Source organism: Oceanobacillus sp. Castelsardo, from assembly GCF_001659985.1.
GTDB lineage: Bacteria > Bacillota > Bacilli > Bacillales > Amphibacillaceae > Oceanobacillus.
The window spans coordinates 79,801-103,198 of the sequence record NZ_LYCS01000007.1; the positions used below are offsets into that span (position 1 = coordinate 79,801).

Sequence of the window (23,398 nt, forward strand, 5' to 3'; positions counted from 1 at the left end):
CCCAGCCTCTTTTTCATTATTCGTCTATATTGTTATCTGTTTCTATATTCTCATTAGACTCTAATTCAGTAGCATCTTCATTTTCGGAATCATTTCCTTCTTCTTCCTCTTGTTCAATTTTAGCTACAGTAGCTACTTCTTCATCATCATGTAAGCGAATGAGTCGAACGCCCATCGTGCTTCTTCCCGTTATAGAAATATCTTCTACTGGAATACGAATGAGTACGCCTCCTACAGTAATTACCATTAAATCCTCTTCACCGTTCACTGTCTTAACAGCAGAGACATGTCCTGTTTTATCGTTTAACTTACATGTAATAACACCTTTACCACCACGGTTAATTCTTCGATATTCAGATTCCGGTGTTTGTTTCCCATATCCTTTATTTGTAACATGAAGAATATGGGAGCCTTCTTCTAGTACTTCCATCGAAACAACTTCATCGTCATCACGTAACGATATACCTCTTACACCCGCAGCAGTTCTACCCATTGCTCTAATTTGTGTTTCCTCAAAGCGAATGAGATATCCATGTTTCGTAGCAATCATAATATCTTTACTTCCATTGGTTAACTTAACAGAGATGAGTTCATCATCTTCACGTAATCCAACAGCAATAAGCCCACCTTTACGGATATTAGCAAACATAGATAAGGATGTTCGTTTCGTAACACCAAATTTGGTGGTAAAGAATAGATAAGCATCTTCCTTATACTCACTTACCGAGATGACAGCATTTACCCATTCTCCACTTTCTACTTGAAGCATGTTAATGATTGGTATACCTTTTGCTGTTCTCGAAAACTCAGGAACCTCATATCCCCTAGCTTTATAAACTTTACCTTTATTCGTAAAGAATAGAACCGTATCATGGGTAGATGTCGAAACTAAATGTTCTACAAAATCATCTTCATTGGTACCCATACCTTGGATTCCACGACCACCACGTTTTTGCGTACGGTAGGTGGAGGATGGAAGACGTTTAATATATCCCTTATGAGTCAATGTAATAACGATATTTTCTTCCGGAATAAGGTCTTCATCTTCAAAGAAGTCACTACCACCAATAACAATTTCAGTACGTCGATCATCATTATATTTATCCTTAATTTCTAATAGCTCTTCCCGGATAATTTCAAGGATTTTTTCATCATCTGCTAAAATAGCTTTTAATTCAGCAATCAATTTTTGCAACTCAGCATATTCTTCTTCAATTTTATCTCGTTCTAATCCTGTTAAACGTTGTAAACGCATATCCAAGATTGCTTGTGCCTGTTTTTCAGATAGATGGAATGTTTCCATTAAACCTGTACGTGCAATTTCCGTTGTCTTCGAATTGCGGATTAACGTAATTACTTCGTCGATATGGTCTAAAGCAATACGCAGTCCCTCTAAAATATGGGCACGTGCCTCTGCTTTCCTTAATTCAAATTCCGTTCTTCTTCTAATAATCACTCTTTGGTGATTTAAATAATGTACTAAGCACTCTTTGATGTTCAAGACTTTAGGCTGGCCATCAACAAGTGCTAGTGTATTTACGCCGAATGTTGTTTGCATAGAGGTCTGTTTATATAAATTATTTAAAACAACATTCGCATTTGCATCTCTACGCAATTCCACTACGATTCGCATTCCATTACGGTCAGACTCATCTCTAAGGTCCGTAATACCATCAATTCGTTTATCACGAACAAGTTCTGCTATTTTCTCAACTAATTTAGCTTTGTTCACTTGATAAGGTATTTCTGTAACGATAATGGAAGACTTCCCATTCGCATGTTCTTCGATATCAGCTTTTGCTCGAACCGTAATAGAGCCTTTACCTGTTTCATAGGCTTTACGGATACCACTTCTACCAAGAATTTGTCCAGCAGTAGGGAAATCGGGTCCTGGCAAATAGTTCTCCATAATGTCCTCAATGGTAATGTCTGGATCTTTACTTAATGCTAATACCGCATCAATGGTCTCTCCCAGATTATGTGGAGGAATATTGGTCGCCATTCCAACGGCTATTCCTGAGGTTCCATTGACTAATAAATTAGGAAAGCGAGATGGAAATACAACTGGTTCACGTTCCGATCCATCATAGTTATCTTGATAATCAATGGTATCTTTGTTAATATCACGAACTAATTCCATCGATATTTTGGACATTCTTGCTTCTGTATAACGCATGGCAGCGGCAGAGTCTCCATCAACAGATCCAAAGTTACCATGGCCATCTACAAGCATATAACGATAACTAAAATCCTGTGCCATACGCACCATTGTTTCGTAAACTGCTGAATCACCATGTGGATGATATTTACCAATTACTTCACCAACGATACGCGCAGACTTTTTATGAGCTTTATCTGAATGCATACCTAAATCATTCATCGCATATAAAATTCTGCGATGCACTGGCTTCATCCCATCCCTAACATCTGGGAGAGCACGTGATACAATAACACTCATCGCATAATCTAAGAAAGATGTTCGCATTTCTTTACTAATATTAATATCCTGTACACTAGGACGGCTTCCTTCAGCCATATGTTTTATACCTCCTATGAAAAGCTAAAGAGTAAACATTGGAAAAACTCACATTCGCACGTCCTTTAGTGAATGTTCGTCTTTCTTATAGTTGGAACATTAAAATTTATGCTACACCGAATTCGCTTCTCGCTTAAATTTATCCCTTCCAACGTATAAAAGAATGAGCTAATTTGCTCATTCATATATCTACCTTTACTTCTACCTTACCTATCTATTTAAATATCTAAATTCTTCACATACTGCGCATTTTCTTCAATAAATTGCCGTCTTGGTTCTACTTTATCGCCCATTAACATATCAAATACCTGATCCGCATCAATGGCATCTTCTAATTCCACTCTTAGTAATGTACGTTTTTCTGGATCCATTGTGGTATCCCATAATTGTTCTGCATTCATTTCACCAAGACCTTTATAACGCTGGATCCCAGGTTTTGGATTTTGAGGTAATTCCTCTACGATTTGTTGTAATTCCTTGTCATCATAAACATAGTGCAGTGTTTTCCCTTGTTTTATCTGATATAAAGGGGGTTGCGCAATATAAATATATCCATATTCGATTAATGGACGCATATAACGATAGAAAAAGGTTAATAGTAATGTACGTATATGTGCTCCATCTACGTCAGCATCCGTCATGATAACTACTTTATGGTACCTTGCTTTGGATATATCAAAGTCCTCAGAAATCCCAGTCCCTAAAGCTGTAATCATCGCACGAACTTCATTATTTGAAAGTATCCGGTCTAAACGTGCCTTTTCTACGTTTAAAATTTTCCCACGTAAAGGAAGGATAGCTTGGAAATGACGGTCTCGCCCCGATTTAGCAGAACCACCAGCTGAGTCCCCCTCCACAATATAAAGTTCACTGATGGATGCGTCTCTAGAAGAACAATCGGCTAGCTTACCAGGTAAACTTGACACATCTAAGGCACCTTTTCTTCTCGTTAATTCACGTGCCTTTTTAGCTGCCATACGGGCTCTTGATGCCATTAATCCTTTTTCTACAATGATTTTTGCAACACTAGGGTTTTCATAAAGAAATGTAGAAAATTTATCACTGAAAACAGAATCCGTTACCGTTCTTACTTCACTATTTCCAAGTTTTGTTTTCGTTTGTCCTTCAAATTGTGGGTTAGGATGTTTGATAGAAACAATGGCAGTAATTCCTTCTCTTACATCATCTCCAGTAAGATTGGCTTCTCCCTCTTTGATTAAGTTACTTTTACGTGCATAATCATTGATTACACGGGTTAACCCTGTTCTAAATCCAACTTCGTGTGTTCCGCCTTCATACGTGTGGATATTGTTAGCAAATGAGTATATATTTGTAGCAAATCCGTCATTATATTGAACAGAAACCTCTACAGCAATTCCTTGGTCTTCTCCTTCAGAATAAAAAGGCTCATGTAATACTTCTTTTTTGCTGTTTATATATTCAACATAAGATTTAATTCCACCTTCATAATGAAAACTTACGGGTTCTTGATCGTCCCTTTTATCTTCAAGGGATATTCTTAATCCTTTATTTAAGAAAGCTAATTCACGAACACGTTGGGTTAATGTTTCAAAGTTATATTCTAATGTTTCAGTAAAAATTTCTGGATCTGGCCTAAAATGGGTAACCGTACCTGTTATATCGGTTTCCCCAATTACTTTAATATCATTTTGTGGAATCCCTTTTTCATAACCTTGGAAGTGAATATTTCCGTCACGATGAACATAGACCTCCATATTAGCAGATAAGGCATTAACAACCGATGCACCAACTCCATGAAGTCCACCTGACACCTTATATCCGCCACCGCCAAATTTACCACCAGCATGGAGAACCGTCATAATAACTTCTAACGCTGGTCTACCTGTCTTCTTCTGAATATCTACTGGAATACCACGCCCATTATCTTTAACCGTAATACTGTTATCTTTTTCAATAGCAATCTCAATATGATCACAATATCCAGCCAAGGCTTCATCGATACTATTATCAACAATTTCCCAAACAAGATGATGCAATCCACGTTCAGATGTAGAACCAATATACATTCCGGGTCTTTTTCGAACGGCTTCTAACCCTTCTAAGACTTGTATTTGATCAGCATCATAAGCTTGTTCTGTTGTTGTATTTTCTTCCATTGCCATATCTCTCACACTCATTTCTTATGAAAACTAAATCTATTTTAAGAGGTTGTTCAAACCTCGATTAAATGATAGAAATCATGAATTTATTTACATTTATAGAGGGATTTCGTCTGAAAAATCTTTTTCGTTACTAATCCCTTGCTTAATACTAGTACGTTTTTTTAGTGTTGAAACGGAAACTGCCGTGTAATAAACTTCATTTTTTGTTATAATAATTGATTTCGCATTGCTTATTGGACCTATTATTTTCTTTTCCTTTTTCCAAGCTTGTATCATTTCTTCCATAATCACAGACGAAGAAATGATTTGATAATCAACAATCGCTATTACATCTCTAGTTCGAATAACATTACCGTTTCCAATATGGATAAACATTTTTCCAAATCCTTTCTACGACACACAGGACGTGCTAGTACAAACGCTTTATGGTGGGACGAGTAAACGGAGTCCCAGGACGTCGCGTTCTTAGCCTGTAAGGTCACTTCCCCCAGGTTAGATTTCGACACTACCATTACTCACACGAAATAGTTCGGCTTTTTTCAATGTTTCGTGGTGAATCCCGTCTACACTAGTAGTGGAAACAAAGGTTTGTACTTTTCCTTGAATGGTATTTAATAAATGTGATTGTCTATAATCATCTAATTCACTTAATACGTCATCTAGGAGTAATATGGGATATTCCCCAACTTCTTTATGAATCAATTCAATCTCAGCAAGCTTCAAAGATAACGCTGTTGTGCGTTGTTGCCCTTGTGAACCGTACGTTTGAACATCTTTCCCATTCACTAAAAAAATTAAATCATCACGATGCGGACCGATAAGTGTTGTACCCCGTTCTATCTCTTTTTCTCTTATTTCCTGAAATTTTTCAAAATAGATAGTATCTATTTTCTCCTTATTTTCATCGTCTGATACTTCTATTGACGCACTGTACTTGATTTCTAGCTTTTCTAGCCCTCTACTAATTCCATGATGAATCGAACTAGCCCAATCCTTTAATAAATTTAGAAATATAAAACGCTTCTCTAAAATAATAGCGGCATGTTCAACTAGTTGGTGTGTTAACACTTCCAACATCGTCATATCTGTTTTTTCTCTTCGTTGCATTTGTTTTAAAAGGAAATTCCTTTGTTTTAAAATCTTTTGATATTGTCCTAGATGATAAATATAAGTAGGCTGAATTTGACCCAATTCCATATCAATAAATCTGCGCCTAATCTGTGGCGGCCCCTTGACAAGAGTTAAATCCTCAGGAGCAAACATGACGATATTCATTGCACCGATATAGTCACTTAATCTCTTTTGTTCGAGATGATTCAATTTAGCCTTTTTTCCCTTTTTCGAAATAATAAACTCTAATGGAATGGATTGATTTCTCTTCTTTATTCTACCCTCTATTTTAGCATATTCCTTCTCCCATTGGATAAGTTCTTTCTCATGTGAAGTACGGTGAGACTTTGTGAAAGCTAATACATAAATTGCCTCCATCAAATTGGTTTTACCTTGGGCGTTTTCTCCGATGATGACATTTACTTTGTCATCAAATTCAATCGATTGACTCTCGTAATTCCGATAATTTCTTAACTCTAGCCTTTCTATGTGCATAATGAATTAGGCCTCATTTTTTACAATATAAGAACCGTGCTCTTCTATTTCTATGACATCATTAGGATATAGCTTTCTTCCACGTCGATGTTCTTTCTCATTGTTAACCATTACACCAACATCTTGTAAGTAAGCTTTAACCATTCCACCCGAATCAAAAATGTTTAGAAGTTTAATGAATTGTCCTAATGTAATATAATCCGTGCTAATCTTTACTTCTTCATGCAAGTTTCTCACCACAATCTGTTTTAGTATTTTTAAAGGTGTTCAAAAATTCCGGTGAAAATGACGCTTCGCATTTCTTCGTTGGCTTGCTTTTCCGTTCCTCACGTATTAATTGCATACGTTGCGATACTCAAAGCTACGCCGCCTTGAACTGCTCGGTCCTTTTCATCCTCCTTTTTGAACACGCACTTTTATGTCTATTAACCTTCTTATCCTTCTAAAACTTTTATATACCTATTTTACTAAAGTTTTTGCATTTAGGGAAGGTAAACCCCTAGAAAATAAAATAAAACGCTTAAAAAGGCATATATTTGATTTTTAGCATAGCGTTTTATTTAAAGAATAGAAAAAAGGAAATTAGTATAAACCAATTTCCTTTTTGTTTAAGATAGTTGAAAAAGTATGAAATCCTTATGCTAAAAGGGCGCTTCAGCTTTTCTTAGTACGTTCTTACCGGTAAGATCAATTGTAAAATAGAATCATCATTTACAGGACGGATAACAAATGGTCTCATTGCACCAGTAAATGCGATTGATACTTCATCGTATTCAATTGCTTTTAAAGCATCAATCATATATTTAGAGCTGAAAGAGATCTTTAATTCTTCTCCTTCCATTTGTTGAACCCCAATATCTTCCGTTACATTCCCGATTTCCGGTGAGTTACTACTAATTTCAATTAACTGTGACTCTAGCGTAGTTAATCGTACCACATTATTACGTTCTTCTTTTGCTAGTAAGGAAGCACGATCAATCGTACTTAAAAGTTCCTTTGTTTTAACTTGAATTTGAGTTTTATATTGATCTGGAATGAGACGTGACGTTTCTGGATAATTTCCATCTAGTAAACGAGATAGGAAATTTAAATATTTCGTACGGAACAATATTTGGTTATTCGTAACACTTATTTCAACCGTTTCTTCTGAGTCAGCTAATATTTTATTTAATTCGTTCAGACTCTTTCCAGGTACTACAATATTTTTAAATTCAAGATTTGTATTAGAAATAGGCACTTCTCTTGAAGCTAAGCGGTGACTATCTGTTGCGATAAACTTTAACACATTATTGCCTAAATTTAGATTAACCCCTGTTAGAATTGGACGTGTTTCCATCGTAGAAACAGCAAATACGGTTTGTTTAATCATACTTTTTAATAAATCTATTGGTATTTCAAAACTATCGTCTGTTTGAATTTTTGGTAGTTGTGGATATTCATCCGCATCTTGTCCATTTAGAATAAACTCTGCTTTACCAGAGCGAATCGTTACTTTTAAACTGGAATCAGATTCAATTTCAACTGTTTTCTCAGGTAACTTACGTACAATATCTGGAAAATATTTAGCTTGCAGAACAATACTTCCTTCTTCGATTTGTTCCACATTCACATTCCCATCTTCTTCTCGTGGAATATAAGATTCAATAGAAACATCTGAATCACTACCAGTTAACGTAATTCCATGTTCTTTAGCCTCTATCTTAATCCCTGTCAAAATAGGAATAACTGGTCGTGATGATACAGCCTTCATTACATTTTGAACACTAGAAATCAATTGTTCTCTTTGAATGATAAATTTCATAAAAATCCTCCTAGTTGGAAGTTCTATTTATATTATTTATTTATAAAAATATAATAATAATAGTAATAATACCTGTGATTATGTGGATAAGCATGATTTGCCGTTTAAGGACTAAGTTTTCCACATGTGGATATAATGTTTATAATCAAGACATTCCATTCACAATATTCACATGTGGATTAGTAGTATTATCATAATGGTGATTTAATAGTTTCTTTAAGATCTTCAATATCTCGATTAAAATCTGTATCTTTTTCTAGTAATTTAGATATTTTTTCATGAGCATGTATAACTGTTGTATGATCACGTCCTCCAAATTCCTCTCCAATTTTAGGTAATGAGAAGTCTGTCATTTCACGTGATAAATACATCGCTATTTGTCTAGGAAAGGCAATGGATTTCGTCCTTTTCTTTGCTGCAAAGTCCTCTAATTTAACATTATATTTTTCCCCAACTGCTTCTTGAATTCCAAGAATCGTTACTACTTTTGGTTTATTGGAAGGAATAATATCTTTTAATGCATCCGCTGCAAGGGAAGCATCAATGTCTTTATTTACTAGAGAAGAATATGCTACAACTCTTATTAGCGCCCCTTCTAATTCACGAATATTTGTATCGATTTGATTGGCAATATAAAGCATAACTTCATTAGGAATATCAAGTCCGTCCGCTTTAGCTTTTTTATTTAAAATAGCAATTCTTGTTTCTAGATCAGGGGGGGTAATATCGGTAATTAAGCCCCATTCAAATCGTGAGCGTAAACGATCTTCTAATGTAGGAATTTCTTTAGGTGGACGGTCACTAGAAATAATAATTTGTTTACTTTCCTCATGTAATGTATTGAATGTATGGAAAAATTCTTCCTGAGTTGATTCTTTTCCAGCTATAAATTGAATATCATCTATTAATAGAACATCAACGTTTCGATATTTATTTCGAAAATTAGTCGTTTTATTGTCCATAATCCCATCAATAAATTCATTCGTAAACTTTTCAGACGTAATATACACTACTTTAGCTTTGGGATTGTGTTCTAATACATAATGGCCAATCGCGTGCATTAAGTGGGTTTTTCCTAATCCCACCCCCCCATAAATAAAAAGAGGGTTATACGCCTTGGCTGGAGCTTCTGCAACAGCTAAAGATGCTGCGTGAGCAAATCTATTGCCGGCACCGATAACAAAAGTGTCAAACGTATACTTTGGATTTAACATTGTTTTTGGAAAATCATTTGCTGTACCTTTTGCCTTAGGGACAGGTTTTAATTCTTCTACTACTGGGGTTATATCCGGAATAATAAATTTCGTTTTTAGGCGTGATCCAGTTATTTCACCAATAATGTCAGAAATTAAATCAGTGTATTGGTTTTCTAGCCAATCCCTAGCAAATTCATTTGGAGCAGATACAACTAACGTATCTTTTTCTAGTGCTTCAGCTTTTGTATTTTTAAGCCATGTATCGAAACTAGGCTTACTAATCTTTTCTTCAATTTTCTCTAAAGTAGCAACCCAAAGCTCCTCAATATTTTCCAATACGGATTTCACTCCTTTTTAGAGATACTCGCATTCGCTCGTCTTTTGGCGAATGTGTTCGCTTATCTTATAAGAATAAGAAAGTATAAAAAAATTTCGCTTATTTTAACTTGTCTCAAGGAAGGCCACGTCGGGCTCCAGCGCCCAGCAACTAGCAGATCTTTTTGGTGGGGCAAGCGTTAGCGCAGTCCCAAACTTCACACTCCTTCACTACGATAAGTCAACATCGACTTAAAGTACTAAAGGAAGGCCGACTAAGTACGGCCTTTGCGGCCAACGTCGGCATATCCCTTTGAAGGGGCATGTTTCCTTTATCTCATTGCGGAGTGCTCCAGTTTGTACGTTGCTAAACGGGCGCTTGCGCCTTTGTTCTACTTGGGACGTTAAAATTTTAGCTGTATCTGAACCGCTACTTGCTAAATTTTATACCTTCCTAACGTGCAAAAAATGACAGAAAAAGCATCCCTCATTTCATACCGAATGATGGAAAAGGCATGCTGAATATAAAATATAGGATGGTTTTTATAGAATCCGTCTGTGGATAGTTAAATTATGAGTATAATAAGGTTAGATAAGGTTATATACGTTATCCACATAAATGTTTATAAAGTTGTTATAGTAGGTGTTAATAAATATCCACAGCTTATTCACAGTTTGTGGATAAATTATTTATCGATTATTTTTTCCACAAGTGAAAACATAAATATGATACCAAAAAAAACCTATGTGTGCAATGCTTTTTAGATACTTATCCACAAAGACTACTGCTTGTGCAAAATAACTATCCACACTACTATATTTTGTTATTTACCTGTCGATAATTGTTGTGGATAGAAAAAAGTTGTCGATTTTTTGTTAAGATGGGGTTGTGGATAATAAAAAGTGAGGGAAATTTGGATAGTGAAAAAGTGTTTTGGGAAAAGTGGATAAAATAGAATGAGGTGGATCTGAAATAGTGGATTCATTTTGTGTAGTAGGAAAAAATACTACTTTGAGAAGAAGATTAAAAAATAGATTTGACAAATTACCTAGATATTACGTATAATTACAAAGACTGTCTGGTAGATAAGTTATTAAAATTAACTTTAGATATGAAGTTTTCCCTTAGGGAGGTGCAAGATAAATGAAAAGAACATTCCAACCAAATAATCGTAAACGTAAAAAAGTACACGGTTTTCGCGCTCGTATGAGCACAAAAAATGGACGTAAAGTTTTAGCTCGACGTCGCCGTAAAGGAAGAAAAGTATTATCAGCATAGGCCACTGTTGACTCAGTGGTCTTTTTCTGCAAATTGGAAAGTATAACGAAGGCATTCGCCTAATTTAATAGCGAATGCCAAGTTTTTTAAATATATGGTTACATAATGAAAGATTGTACATATTTTTGATTGGTATCTAAAACAATAAGACAAGCTTGTAAGTGTTAGATAGGTGGTATGAATGAAAAAAAGATTTCGTATTAAAAATAACGAGGAATTCCAGTTTGTGTTTAAAAAAGGTAAATCTTTTGCTAACCGACAGCTTGTTATATATTACATAGAAAAACCTGAACAGAATCACTTCCGTGTAGGACTTTCTGTAGGTAAAAAAATAGGTAATGCTGTGACACGTAATAGAATTAAAAGATATTTGCGTCAAGCCTTTCAGGAATTGGAACAACAAATTAGATACCCACATGATATTGTAATAATTGCTAGGAATCAGACGAAAAATATGGGTTACGAAGAAGTGAAAAAAAGCCTAACTCATCTTTTATTTAAAGAACGTTTATTAAAAAGGTAAAATTTCCAGCTTAAAATAGAAAGTTATGTCTTTTTAATATAAAATATCAAGTAGTATGTAACCGTGTTTTTGGCAGAGGAGGAAAAAAAGTGCGCAAGAAGTATTTATTACTTCTGGCCTTTATTGGATTGATCGTATTACTTTCCGGCTGTACGGAATATGATCAACCGATAACGTCAGAAAGTGAAGGACTATGGAATGAGATTATTGTTTATCCACTTTCATGGGTAATTATAAAAATAGCTCAACTATTTAATAATAGTTATGGACTTTCTATTATTATTGTTACTGTTTTCCTTAGACTTTTGATATTGCCTTTAAGTGTAAAGCAAATCAAAAGTTCAAGAGCAATGCAGGAAGTTCAACCTAAATTACAGGAAATTCAGAAAAAATATAGCTCTAAGGATGCGAATACACAACAAAAACTTCAACAGGAAACAATGAAGTTGATGCAAGAGCATAATGTAAATCCGCTTGCAGGTTGTTTACCAATTATCGTTCAGATGCCGATCTTAATTGGTATGTATCATGCAATTGTTCGTACTTCTGAAATAAGTAATTACAGCTTTTTATGGTTTGAACTGGGATCACCAGATTATATTTTGCCATTTATAACAGGTATCTTTACCTTTTTCCAATCGAAGTTAATGATGTCAACGAATACATCTGCAAACTCTAACCCACAAGTTGCAATGCAGATGAAAATGATGCTATATGTCATGCCAATTATGATTACGGTTATGGCATTCATGTTCCCGGCTGCATTAGCATTATATTGGGCGACTGGTAATATCTTTATGATTTTCCAAACTATTCTTATCAATAAACCATTGATGAGTAACAATGATAGTGGAGGAGTTAAAAAGTGAAAGAAATAACTGCTAGTGGACAAACGGTTGAAGAAGCGGTCCAATCAGCTTTAGAGCAGTTAAACACCACGAAAGACCAGGTGGAAATTACCATCATTGATGAAGGCAAGAAGGGAATATTGGGTATTTTTGGCGCAAAACCTGCTATTGTAAAAGTGGAAATGTTACCTAGTCCAATTGAAGAGGCTGAAAATTATATTAAACAATGGACAACGAACATGAATCTAGATGTTGACATCCATACAACAGTAGATGGGAAACATGTCACATTCGAGTTAAATGGGGAAAACATTGCCATTATTATTGGAAAACGAGGTCAAACCTTAAATGCCCTTCAATATTTAGTTCGTCTTGTCATTAATAAACATAGTAAAATATATTATACTGTGACATTAGATGCGGAAGGCTATCGGGAAAGAAGAAGGGAAACGTTAGAATCCTTAGCTTCAAGAACGGCAAATAAAGTGATTCGCACCAAATCAAAAGTGGCCCTAGAGCCAATGCCAGCTTTTGAGCGGAAGATAATCCATAGTGTACTACAAAATATCCCTGAAGTTTCCACTTATTCCGATGGACAAGAGCCACATCGACACATTGTAATTAAACCATCTTAAGATTAAAACCTTGGAGGCCCTCCAAGGTTTTTTTTGTTTAAAAAATGAAAAATAGCATAAATTAATATCAAATTCCTTTTTCGATTATGAATGCATATGCGAGATAAATCGAATACTATGCATAATGACTAATGGAAAAAGGGGTTTTTTTATGGAGCAGTATACAGGAGAAATATTTAGTGGGGAATTCCCAGAGGGAAGTAATAATTTTTATTTAACACAAGTGAAAAGTATGGAAACAGGTTCTGAATTGTCATTAACTCAACTTATTCAATTACGTGAATACTTGGCAAAACATCAAGACAACTTCATGCTTACAGTTAATGATCAAATACCTGTCATGTTAGAACAAGAGGAAATGGATTTATTATTAGATGACCTCTCTAACATTTTAAATACAATAGAATTTGGAGGGACTGGACATGCCTAAAAGGAATAAAACAAAATCAGTAGGAGATAAGACATATCAACATTCGGACTACTATCGTAATGAACAGACTTCAAAAGGGATGGCAGAAACCCATGAACAAGTTTCCGATGCCTATATGGAAGGGACAATTGGAGAGGGCGCAAATAGTCTGGACGAAAAGCTACCACGAGAGTAACTTTTAAGAGAAAAAGGAGAAGAAAATGGCAAATCGAAATAAAATTCTTATCCCCGAAGCCCGAAAAGGCCTTGATCAATTAAAAGCAAAAGTAACAAATGCGAATAACCCTAATCAAGCTAAATACGAGGTTGCTAAAGAACACGGTATCCCGCTAAGTAAAGGGTATAACGGAAATATAAAAGCTAAAGATGCAGGAAAGATTGGCGGAAATATCGGTGGAAATATGGTTAAAGAAATGATTCAAATGGCAAAAAATGAATTAAATAAATGAGATTAAAGCTCTGCAAAACAATTGCAGAGCTTATTTCTATGGGATGATAACATTGTATTGTTTTTTGCAACTCATGAGGTAATGAGTACCGGAAAGGATGGAAATAATCATCGTTGCGCAACTCATAGGGGTAATGAGTGCCGGAAAGGATGGAAATAATCATCGTTGCGCAACTCATAGGGGTAATGAGTGCCGGAAAGGATGGAAATAATCATCGTTGCGCAACTCATAGGGGTAATGAGTACCGGAAAGGATGGAAATAATCGCGGTTGCGCAACTCATAGGGGTAATGAGTACCGGAATGAATGGAAATAATCACCGTTTGCGCAACCCAGGGATGCGATGAATGCATAAATACATGGAAAGAATCATCACTATAGCAACTCACCACTATTTAATTTTCTATTTCCTCTAGTTCTAAGTTTAGTTTACGGAATTCATTGTCACGAATATACTCTGGGGCTTACACCATTTTGATAATCCTTTTGGGATGATCCCAAGTTGTTTTAAACCTGCACAGTCTGCTAGTGAATTAGGTTACATGTTTACGATCACCGTGCTGCCTTCTACTTCTTCGGATAAATTGACTTCATAATGATATGAAGATGGAACTTGAAGTAGAGGGACAGTGGAAACGTAATTTTATTATCTTTCCTCCCTTTTTCAATTGCCCCATTATTGGTGGACAGAAATAAAAGCTTTTTCATGGAAAAAATATATAGTTGATAATTTTATATCCAGCGTTATAATTAGGTGTCTAGAACATTATCCACATGTTGATAACCCGTTTGTTGTTTTTTGGTTATACTTGTTGTTGTGGATAAGTTTATTCTTTTGAATAAATGTGTTATCCTATTATGTTAGTAACTGAAAAATTTAATGTTAATTATATAGATTAGTGTGGAGAAGAAAATGTTGGAGGTGAAGGTCATTGATGGAGACAGAAACAATTACGGCAATATCAACCCCGATAGGTGAAGGGGCGATTGCGATTGTTAGATTAAGTGGGAAAGAAGCAGTTCAAATAACGGCTAAAGTATTTAAAGGAAAAGATTTATTGAATGTGGATTCGCATACGATTAATTATGGAAAAATCATCAATCCGGAAACGAATGAATTAGTGGATGAAGTGATGGTTTCCATCATGCGTGCGCCTAAGACATTTACTCGCGAAGATGTAGTAGAAATCAATTGCCATGGTGGTATGGTGGCGGTTAATCGTATATTAGATATATTATTGTCGAATGGTGCTAGACTTGCTGAACCAGGTGAGTTTACGAAGAGGGCATTTTTAAATGGTCGTATTGACTTATCTCAGGCGGAAGCGGTAATGGATTTAATTCGTGCTAAAACAGATAAGGCGATGAATGTCGCACTAAAACAAATGGATGGTAGATTATCAGGTCTTATTCAACGTTTAAGACAAGACTTGCTTGAAACGGTTGCGCATGTTGAAGTGAATATTGACTATCCAGAATATGATGATGTGGAAGAAATGTCGCATGAAATGATGCGAACAAAGTCGAAAGAAGTTCATGCTGAAATAGAAAATCTATTGCAAGTGGCAAAACAAGGGAAAATTTTACGTGAAGGTCTTGGAACTGCTATTATAGGTAGGCCGAACGTAGGAAAATCTTCTTTAATGAATACACTTGTACAAGAAAATAAAGCAATCGTTACAGAAATTCCGGGTACGACCCGCGATATTATAGAAGAATATGTAAATGTAAGAGGGGTTCCATTACGATTAATTGATACGGCTGGTATCCGGGAGACAGAAGATATTGTTGAACGAATTGGTGTGGAACGTTCCAGACAAGTATTGAAGGAATCAGACCTCATTTTATTTGTTTTGAATTATAATGAAGAACTCTCAGAGGAAGATATTCATTTATTTGAAGCGGTAAAGGGTCTAGAATATATTGTGATTGTAAATAAAACAGACTTAGAGAAAAAACTGGATCTGGAAAAGGTAAGAGAATTTGCTAATGGCAGACCAATGGTTACTACTTCTTTATTACAAGAGGAAGGTATCGACGAATTGGAAAAGGCTATTGCCAATACGTTCTTCTCTGGTGAAATTGATACTGGCGATATGACGTATGTCTCCAATGTTCGACATATACAACTTTTAAATCAAGCTAAAAAGGCTTTGGAAGATGCGATGGAAGGCATTGAACTTGGGATGCCTTTAGATATTGTTCAAATAGATGTGACAAGAACATGGGAATTTCTTGGTGAAATTATTGGTGATACGGCTAGTGATAGTTTAATTGATCAGTTATTCTCACAATTTTGTTTAGGAAAATAAAATAATAAAGGTTGTTCAAAAAGGAGGATGAAAAGGACCGAGCAGTTCGAGGCGGCGTAGCTTTGAGTACTGGAACGTATGCAGTTAATACGTGAGGAACGGAAAAGCAAGCCAACGAAGAAATGCGAAGTGTCATTTTCACCGGACTTTTTAACACACATTAATAGAGAGGATGAAACATATGACATACAATGCAGGACACTATGATGTCATCGTTGTAGGTGCTGGGCATGCTGGGGTAGAAGCTGGTGTTGCGGCAGCACGAATGGGAGCAAAGACATTAATGCTCACACTTAATTTAGATATGATTGCTTTTATGCCATGTAATCCATCCATTGGGGGTCCTGCAAAAGGTATCGTTGTTCGTGAAGTAGACGCCCTAGGTGGAATCATGGGGAAAATGATTGATCAAACATATATTCAAATGCGTATGCTTAATACAGGGAAGGGCCCTGCTGTACAGGCATTGCGAGCACAAGCGGATAAAGCTTTATATAGTAGTGAAATGAAGAAGTTAATTGAAAATGAAAAGAATTTAACGGTTCGTCAGGCAATGGTGGAGGAAATCATTGTTGAAGACGGAGTATGTAAAGGGGTTATTACAGAATCGCATGCTGCTTACTATGCTGATGCAGTTATTTTAACTACCGGAACATACATGCGCGGTAAAGTGTTGATGGGAGACCTTGAATATGAAAGTGGCCCAAATAACCAACGTCCATCTCTTAAATTATCAAGTAATTTAGAAGCGCTAGGATTGGAACTAGTCCGATTCAAAACTGGAACACCACCACGTGTTAACCATCATACTATTGATTACTCCAAAACGGAGATTCAACCGGGTGATGAAAACCCTAAATACTTTTCATATGAAACAAAGGAAAATTTGGTTGAGCAAGTTCCATGTTGGTTAACCTATACGAATGAATTTACTCATCAAGTAATTAATGATAATTTAGGTTTATCAGCGATGTACTCAGGAGCTAAGAGAGGGACTGGTCCACGTTATTGCCCATCCATTGAGGATAAAATTGTTCGTTTTAATGATAAGCCACGTCATCAAGTGTTCCTTGAGCCGGAAGGAAGAAATACAGAAGAGGTTTATGTACAAGGGTTGTCTACTTCCTTACCAGAGGCAATTCAGCATCAAATCGTTCGTTCTGTTCCTGGCTTAGAAAATGCGGAAATCATGCGTCCTGGCTATGCGATTGAATATGATGCCGTTGTCCCAACACAATTATGGCCAACACTTGAAACGAAGACAATTCCAGGATTATTCACAGCTGGACAAATTAATGGTACTTCCGGATATGAAGAAGCGGCTGGTCAAGGGATTATGGCTGGTATTAATGCAGTTAGAAAGGTATTTGGCAAAGAGTCCGTTATTTTAGATAGATCACAAGGTTATATCGGGGTTATGATTGATGACCTTGTTACGAAGGGAACGAATGAACCTTATCGTTTATTGACATCTCGTGCAGAATATCGTTTATTACTAAGACATGACAATGCAGACCTACGTTTAACAGATATCGGGTATGAAATTGGTTTAATTTCAGAAGAACGTTATCAAAATTTCCTTAATAAAAAACGTTTCATAGAAGAAGAGAAAGCTCGTTTGAAAACCGTAACGATTAAACCAACTGAAACGGTTTTACAAATTATGAGTGAAGCCGGAGCATCTCCATTAAAAGAGCCGACAAAAGCATATGATCTATTGAAAAGACCGGAACTTGAATATGAAGATATTGAAGGGATGATTGAACCTAACCCTGAAATAAATGATGAAATTAAAGATCAAGTAGGTATTCAAGTTAAATATGAAGGGTATATTAAAAAGGCAATCGAACAGGTAGGACGTATGCTAAAAATGGAAGATAAGAAGATTCCAGAAAACATTGATTATGATGCTATTAGTGGTTTAGCAACAGAAGCTAGACAGAAGCTTAAGAGAATCCAACCATTGTCTATTGGCCAAGCATCACGAGTTTCTGGGGTGAACCCGGCAGATATTTCTATTTTACTTGTGTATATTGAGCAAGGACATATAGCGAGAGTTGCTAATTAATTGAAATTTGAGGCTGAGACAAAACTATAGTGTTTAACTATAAAGATGATCAATGTGCTATCTAAGCGAAGTATATTTCCGGAGTGATTATTCATTCAATCATGTTTGGACTTTATGTGGTTAAAATATTTATGTCTCAGCCTCTTTACATAATCTTTTTAGATGGATTCAAAAAAGTATAATAAGGGAGTTTATTACTCTATGAACCCAGAACAATTTCAAGAAGCGTTAAAGGAAAAGGGAATTGAATTAACAGAAAAACAACTAGATCAATTTGCCGATTATTATAAAATCCTTGTGGAATGGAATGAAAAAATTAATTTAACTGCACTAACAAGTGAAGAAGATGTTTATTTAAAACATTTTTATGATTCTATTTCTGCAAGTTTTTTCTACGATTTTACAAAGGAACAAACTTTATGTGACGTTGGAGCGGGAGCTGGTTTTCCAAGTATTCCTTTGAAAATTGTCTTTCCAAATATAAAGGTGACCATTGTTGATTCATTACAAAAACGGATTGGATTTTTAAATCATCTAGCAGCACAACTTAACCTAACAAATGTAGCGTTTTACCATGATCGTGCCGAAGCATTTGGAAAAAATAAGGATCATAGGGAATCATTCGATATTGTTACCGCTAGAGCTGTTGCTCGCATGTCAGTATTAAGTGAACTTTGTCTGCCATTGGTTAAAAAGGGCGGAACATTTATCGCGATGAAGGGCGCACAAGCAACGGATGAATTATCGGATGCGAAGAAAGCTATTGATTTATTAGGTGGAGAGGTAGAGGAATCCCATACATTCTTACTTCCAGAAGAGGAAAGTGAACGAAACATCGTTATGATTCATAAGAAAAGGAAAACTCCAAATAAATATCCAAGAAAACCTGGCACACCAAATAAAATGCCATTATAGTGAGCAAAGGCGCTGGATCCGGACGTGGCCTTCCTTGAGACAAGATATAATAATAAGCTAAATTTTTATACTATCCTATTCAGGAACAAAATTAACAAACATAAACTTCTTAACCTGCATATGTACAACCGGGCATTTGCCAAAAGGCTTGGCGAATGCCTACTTTATTCTAGAGTAACTTTTTGATGCTTTTCCAAGTCTATATATGGTAAAATAGAATGTGAGATTAATATCAATCTAGTCGTTTATAATTAGTGTCATATACTGAATATTTATTATTATGAAACTACTATATATATTTAAAACAAATTGTTTCACGTGAAACAATTTTTTACATAGATAAAATACTAGTCTTATAGAACTTAAGGTGGTGTCAAATGTGGTGCATCCTTTTAATCGGTTTTTTGGATTGGGCGATAAAACATCTTCCAAAGACACAGATGAGGAATCTTACCAGTCGGATGAAGTGATTCAACTTCCTGTAAAGGATATAATACCAAACCGTTATCAGCCAAGGTCTATTTTTGATAATGAAAAAATACAGGAATTAGCGCAAACGATTCATACACATGGGATGATACAACCGATTGTTGTTAGAAAATATGAAAATGATCAATATGAAATAATTGCTGGTGAGAGAAGATGGAGAGCTGTTCAATCATTAGGTTGGGAAACAATTTCTGCTATTATACGTGAAATGACTGATACAGAAACGGCTTCAGTTGCTTTAATTGAGAACTTGCAGCGTGAAGAATTAACCGTAATTGAGGAAGCCTTCGCATACTCTAAATTATTAGAAATGCATTCCTTAACCCAAGAAGCGTTGGCACAAAGGCTTGGAAAAAATCAATCTACCATTGCTAATAAATTGCGTCTTTTAAAACTTCCAAAAGAGGTGCAAGACGCTTTATTGAATAAATTAATTACTGAACGACATGCTAGAGCATTAATTAAACTCAAAGATGAAGAAAAGCAAAATGAAGTTTTACAATTTATTATTGAAAATGAATTAAATGTGAAGCAAACAGAAGAACGAGTTGCCAAAATGCAAGAACCGAAGGAACCAAAAAAGAAACGTCCGAAATTAAAGGGAATTAATAAAGATATCCGTATTGCGATGAACACCATTCGTCAATCATTGAGCATGGTTACCAAAACGGGTGTGGATGTAGAATCTGATGAAAAGGAATTTGATGAGTACTATCAAATAACTGTAAAAATACCGAAAAAGAAATAGCAATTATACATTTTTGAACCTAACCCATCTTACATTAATAAGGTGGGTATTTATCTACTTAAAACAAATATATATATCAATTTTTAGCAAAAAGTAGTTCCATATAGCTGAAACTTAACGTCCCAAGTAATAAGATTAGCTAACAGTAGGAAGGAAAGTATTTGCTAATTATATTAATATGAAAAATATGTTAATAAAATAACCGTTTTAATAGAAAGAGTGATAAAATATACAGTATATAGTTTTAGGAAGGTGTCAACATGGGGAAAATAATGTCCATCGCTAATCAAAAAGGTGGCGTAGGAAAAACAACTTCATCAGTTAATTTAAGTGCGTGTCTTGCTCACTTAGGAAATAGAGTATTATTGATTGATACAGATCCACAAGGGAATGCAACAAGTGGAGTAGGCGTTAATAAAGCAGATGTTAGTCATTGTATATATAATGTTCTTGTTGATGATTTGGAAGCTGAAGATGTTATCATTTCAACGGGTGTAAATAATTTAGATTTAATCCCAGCTACTATTCAACTAGCTGGAGCTGAAATTGAACTCGTTCCAGTCATCTCTAGGGAAATTCGTTTAAAAAGAGCATTAGAAAGTATAAAGGATTCTTATGACTATATAATAATAGATTGCCCTCCTTCTTTAGGTTTACTAACTTTAAATGCTTTAACTGCTTCAGATACAATCATTATTCCGGTTCAATGTGAGTATTATGCGTTGGAAGGTTTAAGTCAATTATTGAATACGATTCGATTAGTTCAAAAACATTTAAATAAATCACTAATGATTGAAGGAGTACTTTTAACGATGTTGGATGCCCGAACAAACTTGGGGCTTCAAGTAATCGAAGAGGTTAAGAAGTACTTCCAAGATAAGGTATATCAAACGATCATTCCAAGAAATGTCCGTTTAGGTGAAGCACCTAGTCATGGGCAACCAATTATTACGTATGATCCAAAGTCAAAAGGAGCAGAAGTATATCTTGAATTAGCAAAGGAAGTGATGGCTAGTGGCGAAAGGGTTGGGTAAAGGTATAAGTGCATTATTCCCAGAAGTCGAAGATGCAAGTAAAGCTTCCGTTCAGGAGATAGCTATTAAAGAGTGTAGGCCAAATCCGTATCAGCCTAGAAAAACGTTTCATGCTGATGCAATAGAGGAGCTAAAAGAGTCGATCATTCAACACGGTATTCTTCAGCCAATCATTGTACGTCAAAGTATTAAAGGCTTTGAAATTGTAGTAGGGGAAAGACGATACCGGGCTGCAAAAGAGGCTGGATTAGAGAAAATACCTGCCATCATTAAAGAACTAACGGATGAAAAAATGATGGAACTTGCTTTATTGGAAAATTTACAGCGGGAAGATTTAACGCCAATTGAGGAAGCTGAGGCCTATTCTAATCTAATGAATGAACTTCGAATCACTCAAGAGGAATTATCCAAGCGATTAGGTAAAAGTAGATCTCATATTGCTAATTTGGTCCGTTTATTATCATTACCAGAAACCATTGTTGCATACATTAACAACGGAGAGCTCTCCATGGGACACGGTAGGGCATTGCTTGGTCTAAAAGATAAAGAACAATTGACTCCGTTAGTTAATAAAATAAGAAGTGAGAAATTAAATGTAAGACAAGTTGAAAGATTAATTTCTTCTTTAAATGAAAGACAGCCAGTTAAGAAGAAGGGAAATCCCAAAAAAGATATATTTCTTGCAGAGAGGGAATCCGTTTTACGCGATCACCTAGGCACAGCTGTATCCATTCATCGAGGGAAACGTAAAGGCAAAATTGAAATAGAATTTTATACAGATGACGATCTAGAAAGAATTATTGAGTTGTTAGAAAAATAATATGTGATGGATGTAGGGGCTGGTGTAAGACATCAGCCTATTTTGGCAGTAAGGAAAGAATAAAATCTTTTCTGTCTGGGGCTCCGGTTACTTGCCCCACCGTAAAGATCTGCATAAGTGCAACTAGGGCATTGCCATAAGATTTGGCGAATGCCCTAGTTTTCTGATTTTTGAAACACCGGCACTGAATCCGGTTTTTAAAGACAAATTGTTCCACGTGAAACAATTTGTTATTCTTTAATAGTGGAAAACTAACAAAAAATACAAAAGTAACTCTTTTTACGTGTTAGTTCTTCATAAATAAAAATTCTTTAAGAAATAGGGGATGTAGGGAGAATGGCGTTATTTGGTACTTTAGTTAATGGAGGGCTCATTATTCTGGGGTCTATTATAGGTTTGTTTTTCACGAAGATTCCAGAAAGAATGAAAGAAACGGTTATGCAAGGAATTGGACTAGCTGTCATTTTGATAGGGTTGCAGATGGCCTTTTCCACTGAGCAGATTATTGTGGTTCTACTAAGTTTATTAACTGGTGGAATTTTAGGTGAATTAATTAATGTAGAAGAATGGCTCAATAGATTTGGAAATTGGCTAGGAAGTAAATTTACAACAAAAAATGATGAAATAAGTGTTTCACAAGGATTTGTTACAGCCACGTTAATTTTTTGTATTGGAGCGATGGGTATCATTGGTGCATTAGATGGTGGAATTAGAAATGATCATGAAGTATTAATTACAAAAGGGATATTAGATGGTTTTACTTCTTTAGTTTTAACGACAACGCTTGGACTTGGAGTTATATTCTCCGTTGTTCCTGTCGTATTATATCAAGGACTCATTGCATTATTTGCTACCCAAATAGAAAGGTTTTTACCAGAGGCATTTTTGAATGGGCTAATTACAGAATTAACTGCGGTCGGAGGGTTAATGATTGTAGCGATTGGATTAAACATGCTAAAAATTACCCAAATAAGAATTGGGAATCTACTACCGTCCATTGTTTCTGTGGTTGTCATATTTTACATATATCAGTTACTTTAGTAAATAAAATAAAGTGAAACTTCAATAAGTGGGGGTTTTCTTCTCAACCCCCACTTATTGTTAGTTGAACGAATCGGGCTTTTACTGGCTGTTGATCCCCCACTTACAATTCCTGTTATCTTTACGAATTCTTGAAGTGGGGGTCTTACAGTCAGTTAATGCGGGATAAATTATAAAAAAGATACACGTTCTAGGTTACCCCCATCATTCG

21 protein-coding genes are annotated in these 23,398 nt (G+C 35.5%); 14 read left to right on the forward strand and 7 right to left on the reverse strand.

The window, feature by feature from the left end:
• Positions 1 to 16 precede the first annotated feature (16 nt).
• The 7 genes from gyrA to dnaA all read right to left on the reverse strand — a co-directional run bounded on the left by gyrA (position 17) and on the right by dnaA (position 9,618).
• Positions 17 to 2,536 carry a DNA gyrase subunit A gene (gene gyrA / locus A9178_RS12870; protein ID WP_068675936.1) on the reverse strand — a complete coding sequence of 840 codons (2,520 nt, stop codon included), beginning with the start codon at positions 2,534 to 2,536 and terminating at the stop codon, positions 17 to 19.
• A gap of 218 nt (positions 2,537 to 2,754) precedes the next feature.
• Complete coding sequence (gene gyrB / locus A9178_RS12875; RefSeq protein WP_231889850.1) at positions 2,755 to 4,674, reverse strand: DNA topoisomerase (ATP-hydrolyzing) subunit B; 1,920 nt, start codon at positions 4,672 to 4,674, stop codon at positions 2,755 to 2,757.
• A 99-nt stretch (positions 4,675 to 4,773) separates the two neighbouring features.
• Positions 4,774 to 5,055, reverse strand: a complete 282-nt coding sequence (gene remB, locus A9178_RS12880; RefSeq protein WP_068675941.1) for an extracellular matrix regulator RemB — start codon at positions 5,053 to 5,055, stop codon at positions 4,774 to 4,776.
• Positions 5,056 to 5,172: 117 nt separating this feature from the next.
• Positions 5,173 to 6,285, reverse strand: coding sequence for a DNA replication/repair protein RecF (recF, locus tag A9178_RS12885; protein ID WP_068675943.1), 1,113 nt, complete (start codon positions 6,283 to 6,285; stop codon positions 5,173 to 5,175).
• A gap of 6 nt (positions 6,286 to 6,291) precedes the next feature.
• Positions 6,292 to 6,513, reverse strand: coding sequence for a S4 domain-containing protein YaaA (gene yaaA / locus A9178_RS12890; RefSeq protein ID WP_068675945.1), 222 nt, complete (start codon positions 6,511 to 6,513; stop codon positions 6,292 to 6,294).
• A 436-nt stretch (positions 6,514 to 6,949) separates the two neighbouring features.
• Entirely contained in the window at positions 6,950 to 8,086 is a 1,137-nt protein-coding gene (dnaN, locus tag A9178_RS12895) for a DNA polymerase III subunit beta (protein WP_068675947.1), read from the reverse strand.
• A 191-nt stretch (positions 8,087 to 8,277) separates the two neighbouring features.
• On the reverse strand, positions 8,278 to 9,618 hold the full coding sequence (gene dnaA / locus A9178_RS12900) for a chromosomal replication initiator protein DnaA (protein WP_068675949.1): 1,341 nt from the start codon (positions 9,616 to 9,618) through the stop codon (positions 8,278 to 8,280).
• Positions 9,619 to 10,741: 1,123 nt separating this feature from the next.
• Here dnaA and rpmH point away from each other — a divergent pair.
• From rpmH to A9178_RS12970, 14 genes are all read left to right on the forward strand, one after another.
• Complete coding sequence (rpmH, locus tag A9178_RS12905; protein ID WP_010094630.1) at positions 10,742 to 10,876, forward strand: 50S ribosomal protein L34; 135 nt, start codon at positions 10,742 to 10,744, stop codon at positions 10,874 to 10,876.
• Between the two features lie 181 nt (positions 10,877 to 11,057).
• Complete coding sequence (gene rnpA, locus A9178_RS12910; protein WP_068675952.1) at positions 11,058 to 11,399, forward strand: ribonuclease P protein component; 342 nt, start codon at positions 11,058 to 11,060, stop codon at positions 11,397 to 11,399.
• Between the two features lie 89 nt (positions 11,400 to 11,488).
• Positions 11,489 to 12,268 carry a membrane protein insertase YidC gene (gene yidC / locus A9178_RS12915; protein ID WP_068675954.1) on the forward strand — a complete coding sequence of 260 codons (780 nt, stop codon included), beginning with the start codon at positions 11,489 to 11,491 and terminating at the stop codon, positions 12,266 to 12,268.
• Positions 12,265 to 12,882: an RNA-binding cell elongation regulator Jag/EloR gene (jag, locus tag A9178_RS12920; RefSeq protein ID WP_068675956.1), complete on the forward strand. Its 618-nt coding sequence runs from the start codon at positions 12,265 to 12,267 to the stop codon at positions 12,880 to 12,882. The genes yidC and jag overlap by 4 nt, the downstream gene beginning before the upstream one ends.
• A gap of 151 nt (positions 12,883 to 13,033) precedes the next feature.
• Positions 13,034 to 13,312 carry a hypothetical protein gene (locus tag A9178_RS12925; RefSeq protein ID WP_068675958.1) on the forward strand — a complete coding sequence of 93 codons (279 nt, stop codon included), beginning with the start codon at positions 13,034 to 13,036 and terminating at the stop codon, positions 13,310 to 13,312.
• Entirely contained in the window at positions 13,305 to 13,487 is a 183-nt protein-coding gene (locus tag A9178_RS12930) for a YozQ family protein (RefSeq protein WP_068675960.1), read from the forward strand. The genes A9178_RS12925 and A9178_RS12930 overlap by 8 nt, the downstream gene beginning before the upstream one ends.
• A 25-nt stretch (positions 13,488 to 13,512) precedes the next feature.
• Positions 13,513 to 13,761, forward strand: a complete 249-nt coding sequence (locus A9178_RS12935; RefSeq protein WP_068675962.1) for an alpha/beta-type small acid-soluble spore protein — start codon at positions 13,513 to 13,515, stop codon at positions 13,759 to 13,761.
• 934 nt (positions 13,762 to 14,695) lie between these two features.
• A complete protein-coding gene (gene mnmE / locus A9178_RS12940) occupies positions 14,696 to 16,072 on the forward strand; it encodes a tRNA uridine-5-carboxymethylaminomethyl(34) synthesis GTPase MnmE (RefSeq protein WP_068676104.1) in 1,377 nt (458 codons plus the stop codon).
• Positions 16,073 to 16,253: 181 nt separating this feature from the next.
• The gene (gene mnmG, locus A9178_RS12945) at positions 16,254 to 18,140 is read left to right on the forward strand and encodes a tRNA uridine-5-carboxymethylaminomethyl(34) synthesis enzyme MnmG (RefSeq protein ID WP_068675964.1); all 1,887 of its coding nucleotides are present in this window, start codon (positions 16,254 to 16,256) and stop codon (positions 18,138 to 18,140) included.
• A gap of 201 nt (positions 18,141 to 18,341) precedes the next feature.
• The gene (gene rsmG, locus A9178_RS12950; protein WP_068675966.1) at positions 18,342 to 19,055 is read left to right on the forward strand and encodes a 16S rRNA (guanine(527)-N(7))-methyltransferase RsmG; all 714 of its coding nucleotides are present in this window, start codon (positions 18,342 to 18,344) and stop codon (positions 19,053 to 19,055) included.
• Positions 19,056 to 19,434: 379 nt separating this feature from the next.
• Complete coding sequence (noc, locus tag A9178_RS12955; RefSeq protein ID WP_068675968.1) at positions 19,435 to 20,292, forward strand: nucleoid occlusion protein; 858 nt, start codon at positions 19,435 to 19,437, stop codon at positions 20,290 to 20,292.
• 260 nt (positions 20,293 to 20,552) lie between these two features.
• A complete protein-coding gene (locus A9178_RS12960; protein ID WP_068675970.1) occupies positions 20,553 to 21,326 on the forward strand; it encodes a ParA family protein in 774 nt (257 codons plus the stop codon).
• The gene (locus tag A9178_RS12965) at positions 21,307 to 22,146 is read left to right on the forward strand and encodes a ParB/RepB/Spo0J family partition protein (RefSeq protein WP_068675972.1); all 840 of its coding nucleotides are present in this window, start codon (positions 21,307 to 21,309) and stop codon (positions 22,144 to 22,146) included. The genes A9178_RS12960 and A9178_RS12965 overlap by 20 nt, the downstream gene beginning before the upstream one ends.
• A gap of 336 nt (positions 22,147 to 22,482) precedes the next feature.
• Entirely contained in the window at positions 22,483 to 23,187 is a 705-nt protein-coding gene (locus tag A9178_RS12970; RefSeq protein ID WP_068675974.1) for a DUF554 domain-containing protein, read from the forward strand.
• Positions 23,188 to 23,398 lie beyond the last annotated feature (211 nt).

Bases quoted from the DNA above. Each gene is read 5' to 3' on its own strand.
- A9178_RS12970 (WP_068675974.1), top strand. From the start codon at position 22,483: ATGGCGTTATTTGGTACTTTAGTTAATGGAGGGCTCATTATTCTGGGG.
- recF (WP_068675943.1), bottom strand. From the start codon at position 6,285: ATGCACATAGAAAGGCTAGAGTTAAGAAATTATCGGAATTACGAGAGT.
- A9178_RS12925 (WP_068675958.1), top strand. From the start codon at position 13,034: ATGGAGCAGTATACAGGAGAAATATTTAGTGGGGAATTCCCAGAGGGA.
- rpmH (WP_010094630.1), top strand. From the start codon at position 10,742: ATGAAAAGAACATTCCAACCAAATAATCGTAAACGTAAAAAAGTACAC.
- gyrB (WP_231889850.1), bottom strand. From the start codon at position 4,674: ATGGAAGAAAATACAACAACAGAACAAGCTTATGATGCTGATCAAATA.
- gyrA (WP_068675936.1), bottom strand. From the start codon at position 2,536: ATGGCTGAAGGAAGCCGTCCTAGTGTACAGGATATTAATATTAGTAAA.
- mnmG (WP_068675964.1), top strand. From the start codon at position 16,254: ATGACATACAATGCAGGACACTATGATGTCATCGTTGTAGGTGCTGGG.
- mnmE (WP_068676104.1), top strand. From the start codon at position 14,696: ATGGAGACAGAAACAATTACGGCAATATCAACCCCGATAGGTGAAGGG.
- A9178_RS12960 (WP_068675970.1), top strand. From the start codon at position 20,553: ATGGGGAAAATAATGTCCATCGCTAATCAAAAAGGTGGCGTAGGAAAA.
- dnaN (WP_068675947.1), bottom strand. From the start codon at position 8,086: ATGAAATTTATCATTCAAAGAGAACAATTGATTTCTAGTGTTCAAAAT.
- A9178_RS12930 (WP_068675960.1), top strand. From the start codon at position 13,305: ATGCCTAAAAGGAATAAAACAAAATCAGTAGGAGATAAGACATATCAA.
- remB (WP_068675941.1), bottom strand. From the start codon at position 5,055: ATGTTTATCCATATTGGAAACGGTAATGTTATTCGAACTAGAGATGTA.
- A9178_RS12935 (WP_068675962.1), top strand. From the start codon at position 13,513: ATGGCAAATCGAAATAAAATTCTTATCCCCGAAGCCCGAAAAGGCCTT.
- rnpA (WP_068675952.1), top strand. From the start codon at position 11,058: ATGAAAAAAAGATTTCGTATTAAAAATAACGAGGAATTCCAGTTTGTG.
- rsmG (WP_068675966.1), top strand. From the start codon at position 18,342: ATGAACCCAGAACAATTTCAAGAAGCGTTAAAGGAAAAGGGAATTGAA.